Raw genomic sequence first — 8232 nt, 5'->3', positions numbered from 1 at the left:
TATCCTGTGGGAGCGAGCCTGCTCGCGAAGGCGTCAGCACAGACGCTGCAACCTCATCCGCAAGAACGCCGCTCGTCCCCCGCGGCGCCCCGCAGTTGAAATCCTCTCCACCACCCCCATATGTATCGGCATAAGGCATTTTCGCCCCGCTGCGTGGAGACTCTCCCCTTGACCACCATCGTTTCAGTCCGCCGCCAAGGCAAAGTCGTCATGGGCGGCGACGGCCAGGTATCCCTCGGCAATACCGTGATGAAAGGCAACGCCAAGAAGGTCCGTCGCCTGTACCACGGTGAAGTCCTTGCCGGTTTTGCCGGTGCCACGGCTGACGCCTTTACCCTTTTCGAACGTTTCGAGGGTCAGCTGGAGAAACACCAGGGCCATCTGGTTCGTGCCGCCGTCGAGCTCGCCAAGGAGTGGCGCACCGATCGCACCCTCAGCCGCCTCGAAGCCATGCTCGCTGTCGCCAACAAGGACGCTTCCCTGATCATCACCGGCAATGGCGATGTGGTGGAGCCTGAGCATGGTCTGATCGCCATGGGCTCCGGTGGCGCCTTTGCCCAGGCTGCCGCCAGCGCACTGCTGAAAAAAACCGACCTGTCCGCCCGGGAAATCGTCGAGACCGCCCTCGGCATCGCCGGCGACATCTGCGTATTCACCAACCACACCCAGACCATTGAGGAGCAGGACTGCGCCAAAGGCGACGAGTAAGTCTGTTTCGGCCAATCGCCACGACTCATCTTGTTCAAGGTCCGTCAAATATTATGTCCATGACTCCCCGTGAAATCGTCCACGAACTCAATCGCCATATCATCGGCCAGGACGATGCCAAGCGTGCCGTCGCCATTGCCCTGCGCAATCGCTGGCGCCGGATGCAGCTGCCTGAAGAGCTGCGCGTTGAAGTAACCCCGAAAAACATCCTGATGATCGGCCCGACCGGTGTCGGTAAAACCGAGATCGCCCGTCGCCTGGCCAAACTGGCCAACGCGCCGTTCATCAAGGTCGAAGCGACCAAGTTCACCGAAGTCGGCTATGTCGGCCGTGACGTCGAGTCGATCATTCGCGACCTGGCCGATGCAGCGATCAAGCTGCTGCGCGAACAGGAAATCACCAAGGTTCGCCATCGCGCCGAAGACGCCGCCGAAGAGCGCATCCTTGACGCGCTGTTGCCACCGGCCCGCATGGGCTTCAGCAGCGACGATGCCCCGGCGACCGATTCCAACACCCGTCAGCTGTTCCGCAAGCGCCTGCGCGAAGGTCAGCTGGACGACAAGGAAATCGAGATCGAAGTCGCCGAAATGTCCGGCGTCGATATCTCCGCGCCACCGGGCATGGAAGAGATGACCAACCAGTTGCAGAGCCTGTTCGCCAACATGGGCAAGGGCAAACGCAAGAGCCGCAAGCTCAAGGTCAAGGAAGCGCTGAAACTGGTGCGCGACGAAGAAGCCAGCCGCCTGGTCAACGACGAAGAGTTGAAGGCCAAGGCGCTGGAAGCGGTCGAGCAGCACGGCATCGTGTTCATCGACGAAATCGACAAGGTCGCCAAGCGCGGCAATGTCGGTGGCGCCGATGTGTCCCGTGAAGGCGTGCAACGCGATCTGCTGCCGCTGATCGAAGGCTGCACCGTGAACACCAAACTGGGCATGGTCAAGACCGACCACATCCTGTTCATTGCTTCCGGCGCGTTCCATTTAAGCAAGCCGAGCGATCTGGTACCGGAACTGCAAGGCCGCCTGCCGATTCGGGTAGAACTCAAAGCGCTGTCGCCACAAGACTTCGAGCGCATTCTCAGCGAGCCGCACGCATCGCTCACCGAGCAATACTGCGCGCTGCTGAAAACCGAAGGCCTGACCATCGAGTTCCAGCCGGACGGTATCAAGCGCCTGGCGGAGATCGCCTGGCAGGTCAACGAGAAAACCGAAAACATCGGTGCCCGTCGCTTGCACACCCTCCTCGAGCGCCTGCTCGAAGAAGTGTCGTTCAGCGCCGGCGACCTGGCCAGCGCCCACGATGACAAGGCGATCCTGATCGACGCAGACTACGTCAACAGCCACCTCGGCGAATTGGCGCAGAACGAAGACCTGTCCCGTTATATCCTGTAAGCCATACTTACAGCGGTGATGGACCTGTGGGAGCGAGCCTGCTCGCGAAAGCGGTCTGACATTCAAAGACTCCGTTGAATGTTATGACGCCTTCGCGAGCAGGCTCGCTCCAACAAAGTCCCACATAAAACGGACACCCTAGTCATGACCCAACTCCCCACCGACATCAAGCTGCACAAAGCCTCGAAAACCCTGACGCTCAAGTACGCGTCCGGCGAGGAATACACCCTGCCCGCCGAGTTCCTGCGCGTGCACTCTCCTTCCGCCGAGGTCCAGGGCCACGGCAAACCCATCCTGCAATTTGGCAAGATCAACGTAGGGCTGTCCAAGATAGAGCCGGCCGGTCAGTACGCACTGAAATTGACCTTCGACGATGGCCACGACAGCGGCCTGTTCACCTGGGAATACCTCTACGAACTGGGGCGACGTTATGACGCACTCTGGGAGGATTATCTGGCTGAGCTCAAAGCCGCCGGAAAAACCCGCGACCCTAACGAATCTGTCGTCAAGCTGATGCTCTAACCCAAGCCTTTTGCTCATTAGAAGGCATTTTCTAATTCCATCTGTTTGAATGCTCCGCTTCGATGCCGGTGATTGGCCTGCTTGCGAAAAAAATTAAACTCGGGTAACCAATGGAGCTGGCAAGTTCCCTGCAGTGCTCTCTGCGAAGAAAAAGCAGCGATGCAGAATTAACGGTCACCCGAGCAGTAGTACCTGGAATTGGTTGTGTGACTGCACAGCGGGACCGGGTACTCGTCTCAGGACAATGGAGCGTCGTAGATGAGTAACAAGAATAACGATGACTTGAAGTATCAGGCCTCGGAAAATACCTTGGGACTGAATCCTGTCGTTGGGCTGCGTGGAAAGGATCTACTGGCTTCTGCTCGAATGGTACTCAGGCAAGCCATCAAACAACCGGTGCACAGCGCCAGGCATGTCGCGCATTTCGGCCTGGAACTCAAGAACGTGTTGTTCGGCAAGTCCGAGCTGCAACCGACCAGCGACGATCGCCGTTTCGCCGATCCGGCCTGGAGCCAGAACCCGCTCTACAAACGTTATTTGCAAACCTACCTGGCGTGGCGCAAGGAACTCCACGACTGGATCGACGACAGCAACCTCTCGGCCAAGGACGTCGCCCGCGGGCACTTCGTGATCAACCTCGTGACCGAAGCCATGGCCCCGACCAATACGGCGGCCAACCCGGCAGCGGTCAAGCGCTTCTTCGAAACCGGCGGCAAGAGCCTGCTCGACGGCCTCTCGCACCTGGCCAAGGACATGGTGCACAACGGCGGCATGCCGAGCCAGGTCAACATGGGTGCGTTCGAAGTCGGCAAGACCCTGGGCGTGACCGAAGGCGCGGTGGTGTTCCGCAACGATGTGCTGGAGCTGATCCAGTACAAACCGATCACCGAGCAGGTTCACGAACGCCCGCTCCTGGTGGTGCCGCCGCAGATCAACAAGTTCTATGTTTTCGACCTGAGCCCGGACAAGAGCCTGGCGCGTTTCTGCCTGCGCAACAACGTGCAGACCTTCATCGTCAGCTGGCGCAACCCGACCAAGGAGCAGCGCGAGTGGGGCCTGTCGACCTACATCGAGGCGCTCAAGGAAGCGGTCGACGTAGTCACCGCCATCACCGGCAGCAAAGACGTGAACATGCTCGGCGCCTGCTCCGGCGGCATCACCTGCACCGCGCTGCTGGGCCACTACGCCGCGATCGGCGAGAACAAGGTCAACGCCCTCACCCTGCTGGTGAGCGTGCTGGATACCACCCTGGACAGCGATGTAGCCCTGTTCGTCGACGAGCAGACCCTCGAGGCCGCCAAGCGCCACTCGTATCAGGCCGGTGTGCTGGAAGGTCGCGACATGGCCAAGGTCTTTGCCTGGATGCGCCCCAATGACCTGATCTGGAACTACTGGGTCAACAACTACCTGCTGGGCAACGAGCCACCGGTTTTCGACATCCTGTTCTGGAACAACGACACCACGCGATTGCCCGCAGCATTCCACGGCGATCTGATCGAAATGTTCAAAAACAATCCATTGATCCGCCCGAATGCACTGGAGGTGTGCGGTACCGCCATCGACCTCAAGCAAGTGACGGCCGATATCTTTTCCCTGGCCGGCACCAACGACCACATCACCCCGTGGAAGTCCTGCTACAAGTCGGCGCAGTTGTTTGGCGGCAATGTCGAATTCGTGCTGTCCAGCAGCGGGCACATCCAGAGCATCCTGAACCCGCCGGGCAACCCGAAATCCCGTTACATGACCAGCACGGAAATGGCGGACAGTGCCGAGCAGTGGCAAGAGAACTCCACCAAGCACACCGATTCCTGGTGGCTGCACTGGCAAGCCTGGCAGGCCCAGCGCTCGGGCGAGCTGAAAAAGGCCCCGGCAAAACTGGGCAACAAGGCTTATCCGGCAGGCGAAGCATCGCCGGGTACTTACGTACATGAGCGGTAACTGACACACCCCGTCTCCCCCTGTGGGAGCGAGCCTGCTCGCGAATGCGGTTGCACATTCAAGGTCGACTGACCCGACGCTTTCGCGAGCAGGCTCGCTCCCACAAGGGAGTCGGGGATGACTTAATCCACAGGGCTAGAGCATGCCGCAACCGTTCATATTCCGTACCGTCGACCTGGATGGACAGACCCTCCGCACGGCGGTGCGCCCCGGCAAGCCTCACTTGACGCCCTTGCTGATTTTCAACGGCATTGGCGCCAACCTGGAGCTGGTGTTTCCGTTCGTCGCGGCACTGGACCCGGACCTGGAAGTCATCGCATTCGACGTTCCAGGTGTCGGTGGTTCGTCGACGCCCAATCGCCCTTATCGCTTTCCCAGCCTGGCGAAGCTCACGGCACGCATGCTCGACTACCTCGACTACGGGCAGGTCAATGTGATCGGTGTGTCCTGGGGTGGCGCCCTGGCCCAGCAGTTCGCCTATGACTATCCGGAGCGTTGCAAGAAGCTTGTACTGGCGGCGACGGCGGCGGGCGCGGTGATGGTACCGGGCAAACCGAAAGTGCTGTGGATGATGGCCAGCCCCAGACGCTACATCCAGCCTTCGCACGTGATCCGCATCGCACCGATGATCTACGGCGGCTCCTTCCGGCGCGATCCGACGCTCGCTGCCAGCCACGCGGCCAAGGTGCGTTCGGCGGGCAAGCTCGGGTACTACTGGCAGCTGTTCGCCGGTCTCGGCTGGACCAGCATTCACTGGCTGCACAAGATCAACCAGCCGACCCTGGTCCTGGCCGGCGACGACGATCCACTGATCCCGCTGGTCAACATGCGCTTGCTGGCATGGCGGATTCCCAACGCCCAGTTGCACATCATCGATGACGGCCATCTGTTCCTGATTACCCGGGCCGAAGCCGTGGCGCCGATCATCATGAAGTTTCTCGAAGAGGAACGTCAGCGTGCGGTGATGCATCCGCATCCGTCGCCACTGGGCGGTTAATCAGCCCTGTTTTTATTCAAGAAAAGTGGACGGCAGGACGCCGCGCCGCGCAACAACCCGCTACAGCGTCTATGGTGTTCTGGTTCGGTGTTTGTATTTGGCCTGAAGACGAAGGAGTGTTGACTCATGCGCGACAAACCAGCGAGGGATTCATTACCGACTCCCGCCGCGTTCATCAATGCACAGAGTGCGATTACCGGCCTGCGGGGTCGGGATCTGTTTTCAACCCTGCGCAGCGTTGCCGCCCATGGTTTGCGCAACCCGGTGCACAGTGCCCGGCACGCCCTGAAGCTGGGCGGTCAATTGGGCCGAGTGTTGCTGGGCGAAACCCTGCACCCGACCAACCCGCAGGACAGCCGTTTCGCCGACCCGGCATGGAGCCTCAACCCGTTTTATCGTCGCAGCCTGCAGGCCTACCTGAGCTGGCAGAAGCAGGTCAAAAGCTGGATCGACGAAAGCAACATGAGCCCGGACGATCGCGCTCGCGCGCACTTTGCGTTCGCCCTGCTCAACGATGCCGTGTCGCCGTCCAACAGCTTGCTCAATCCGCTGGCGATCAAGGAAATCTTCAACTCCGGCGGTAACAGCCTGGTGCGCGGGATCAGCCATCTGGTGGACGACTTCCTGCACAACGATGGCCTGCCCCGCCAGGTCACCAAGCAGGCCTTCGAGGTCGGCAAGACCGTGGCGACCACCACCGGTGCCGTGGTGTTTCGCAACGAACTGCTGGAGTTGATCCAGTACAAGCCGATGAGCGAAAAGCAGTATTCAAAACCGCTGCTGGTGGTGCCGCCGCAGATCAACAAGTACTACATTTTCGACCTGAGCCCCCACAACAGCTTCGTCCAGTTTGCGCTCAAGAATGGCCTGCAAACCTTCGTGATCAGTTGGCGCAACCCGGATGTGCGCCACCGCGAATGGGGTCTATCGACCTACGTTGAAGCGGTGGAAGAAGCCATGAATGTCTGCCGGGCGATCACCGGTGCCCGTGAAGTCAATCTGATGGGCGCCTGTGCCGGCGGACTGACCATTGCCGCGCTGCAAGGTCACCTGCAGGCCAAGCGCCAGCTGCGGCGGGTGTCCAGTGCGACCTACCTGGTGAGCCTGCTCGACAGCCAGCTGGATACGCCGGCGACCCTGTTCGCCGACGAACAGACCCTGGAAGCCGCCAAGCGCCGCTCCTATCAGAAAGGTGTGCTCGACGGCCGGGACATGGCCAAGGTCTTTGCCTGGATGCGCCCCAACGACTTGATCTGGAGCTACTTCGTCAACAACTACCTGCTGGGCAAGGAGCCACCGGCGTTCGACATTCTCTACTGGAACAATGACAACACGCGCCTGCCGGCAGCCCTGCATGGCGACTTGCTGGACTTCTTCAAGCACAACCCGCTGAGCCATCCGGGTGGCCTCGAAGTCTGCGGCACGCCGATCGATTTGCAGAAGGTCACTGTCGACAGCTTCAGCGTGGCGGGCATCAACGACCACATCACCCCGTGGGATGCGGTCTATCGCTCGACGCTGCTGCTGGGGGGAGACCGCCGCTTCGTGCTGTCCAACAGCGGTCACGTGCAGAGCATTCTCAATCCGCCGAGCAACCCCAAGGCCAACTACGTCGAAGGCGCCAAACTGAGCAGCGACCCACGGGCCTGGTACTACGACGCCAAGCAAGTCGACGGCAGTTGGTGGACGCAATGGCTGGGCTGGATTCAGGAACGCTCGGGGGCGCAAAAGGAAACCCTGATGACCCTCGGCAACCAGAACTATCCACCGATGGAGGCGGCGCCCGGCACTTACGTGCGCGTGCGCTGACGTTCAACACACCAAAGCCCGCCCCCCATCACTGTAGGAGCGAGCCTGCTCGCGAAAAACGCTAGGGCAACGCGTTCATCCAGACAACACGCGTTATCGTTAACGTCCATCGCGAGCAGGCTCGCTCCCACAGAGATCGGGGTTAGCTTGACATGAACATTAAGAAGACTGGATGAAAACCCGCGACCGCATCCTCGAATGTGCCCTGCAGTTGTTCAATCAGAAGGGCGAACCTAACGTCTCCACCATGGAAGTTGCCAACGAAATGGGCATCAGCCCGGGCAACCTCTACTACCACTTCCACGGCAAGGAGCCGTTGATACTCGGGCTGTTCGAACGCTTCCAGGCCGAACTGTCTCCCCTGCTCGATCCACCGTCCGACGTCGAACTGGCCCCCGAAGATTATTGGCTGTTCCTGCACCTGATCGTCGAACGCCTGGCCCAATACCGCTTTCTGTTCCAGGACCTGTCGAACCTGGCCGGACGCTTGCCAAAACTGGCCAAGGGTATTCGCAGCTTGCTCAATGGGCTGAAACGCACATTGGCTTCGCTGCTGGCACGATTGAAGGCTCAGGGGCAGTTGGTCAGTGACACCCAGGCCTTGGGCCAACTGGTGGAACAAATCACCCTGACGCTACTGTTCTCTCTGGACTATCAGCGGATTCTCGATCGAGAAGGTGAAGTGAGGCTGGTGGTGTACCAGATCATGATGCTGGTGGCGCCGCATCTGTTGCCGCCGATCAAGGTGGCGACGGAGCGCTTGGCACTTCAATACCTCGAAGAGCACGAATAACCCTGACCACCACAATCTCTGTGGGAGCGAGCCTGCTCGCGAAAGCGGTGTGACAGTCACCATCAATGCTGAAT

Annotated in this window: 7 protein-coding genes; all 7 read left to right on the top strand. The window is 60.0% G+C overall.

What is annotated here, in order from left to right; genetic code table 11:
- Positions 1-168 precede the first annotated feature (168 nt).
- Positions 169-708 (top strand): ATP-dependent protease subunit HslV, encoded by a 540-nt coding sequence (gene hslV / locus ACW9HW_RS27260; protein ID WP_095192245.1) that lies wholly within the window; start codon positions 169-171, stop codon positions 706-708.
- Between the two features lie 53 nt (positions 709-761).
- Complete coding sequence (gene hslU / locus ACW9HW_RS27255) at positions 762-2099, top strand: ATP-dependent protease ATPase subunit HslU (protein WP_457402404.1); 1338 nt, start codon at positions 762-764, stop codon at positions 2097-2099.
- Between the two features lie 144 nt (positions 2100-2243).
- Positions 2244-2621, top strand: a complete 378-nt coding sequence (locus ACW9HW_RS27250; protein WP_095192247.1) for a gamma-butyrobetaine hydroxylase-like domain-containing protein — start codon at positions 2244-2246, stop codon at positions 2619-2621.
- A 258-nt stretch (positions 2622-2879) separates the two neighbouring features.
- Complete coding sequence (gene phaC, locus ACW9HW_RS27245) at positions 2880-4559, top strand: class II poly(R)-hydroxyalkanoic acid synthase (RefSeq protein ID WP_095192248.1); 1680 nt, start codon at positions 2880-2882, stop codon at positions 4557-4559.
- A 142-nt stretch (positions 4560-4701) separates the two neighbouring features.
- On the top strand, positions 4702-5556 hold the full coding sequence (gene phaZ / locus ACW9HW_RS27240) for a poly(3-hydroxyalkanoate) depolymerase (RefSeq protein ID WP_095192250.1): 855 nt from the start codon (positions 4702-4704) through the stop codon (positions 5554-5556).
- A 126-nt stretch (positions 5557-5682) separates the two neighbouring features.
- Complete coding sequence (gene phaC, locus ACW9HW_RS27235; RefSeq protein ID WP_457402401.1) at positions 5683-7365, top strand: class II poly(R)-hydroxyalkanoic acid synthase; 1683 nt, start codon at positions 5683-5685, stop codon at positions 7363-7365.
- Between the two features lie 172 nt (positions 7366-7537).
- Complete coding sequence (locus ACW9HW_RS27230; RefSeq protein WP_095192252.1) at positions 7538-8158, top strand: TetR/AcrR family transcriptional regulator; 621 nt, start codon at positions 7538-7540, stop codon at positions 8156-8158.
- The last annotated feature ends 74 nt before the right edge of the window (positions 8159-8232 follow it).

The sequence above is a fragment of the Pseudomonas sp. SDO5532_S415 genome, assembly GCF_054071155.1.
The sequence above is the reverse complement of the archived record's forward strand: the minus strand, read 5'-3'. Positions and strand labels throughout refer to the sequence as shown.

Bases quoted from the DNA above. Each gene is read 5' to 3' on its own strand.
- ACW9HW_RS27230 (WP_095192252.1), top strand. From the start codon at position 7,538: ATGAAAACCCGCGACCGCATCCTCGAATGTGCCCTGCAGTTGTTCAAT.
- hslU (WP_457402404.1), top strand. From the start codon at position 762: ATGTCCATGACTCCCCGTGAAATCGTCCACGAACTCAATCGCCATATC.
- ACW9HW_RS27250 (WP_095192247.1), top strand. From the start codon at position 2,244: ATGACCCAACTCCCCACCGACATCAAGCTGCACAAAGCCTCGAAAACC.
- phaC (WP_457402401.1), top strand. From the start codon at position 5,683: ATGCGCGACAAACCAGCGAGGGATTCATTACCGACTCCCGCCGCGTTC.
- phaC (WP_095192248.1), top strand. From the start codon at position 2,880: ATGAGTAACAAGAATAACGATGACTTGAAGTATCAGGCCTCGGAAAAT.
- phaZ (WP_095192250.1), top strand. From the start codon at position 4,702: ATGCCGCAACCGTTCATATTCCGTACCGTCGACCTGGATGGACAGACC.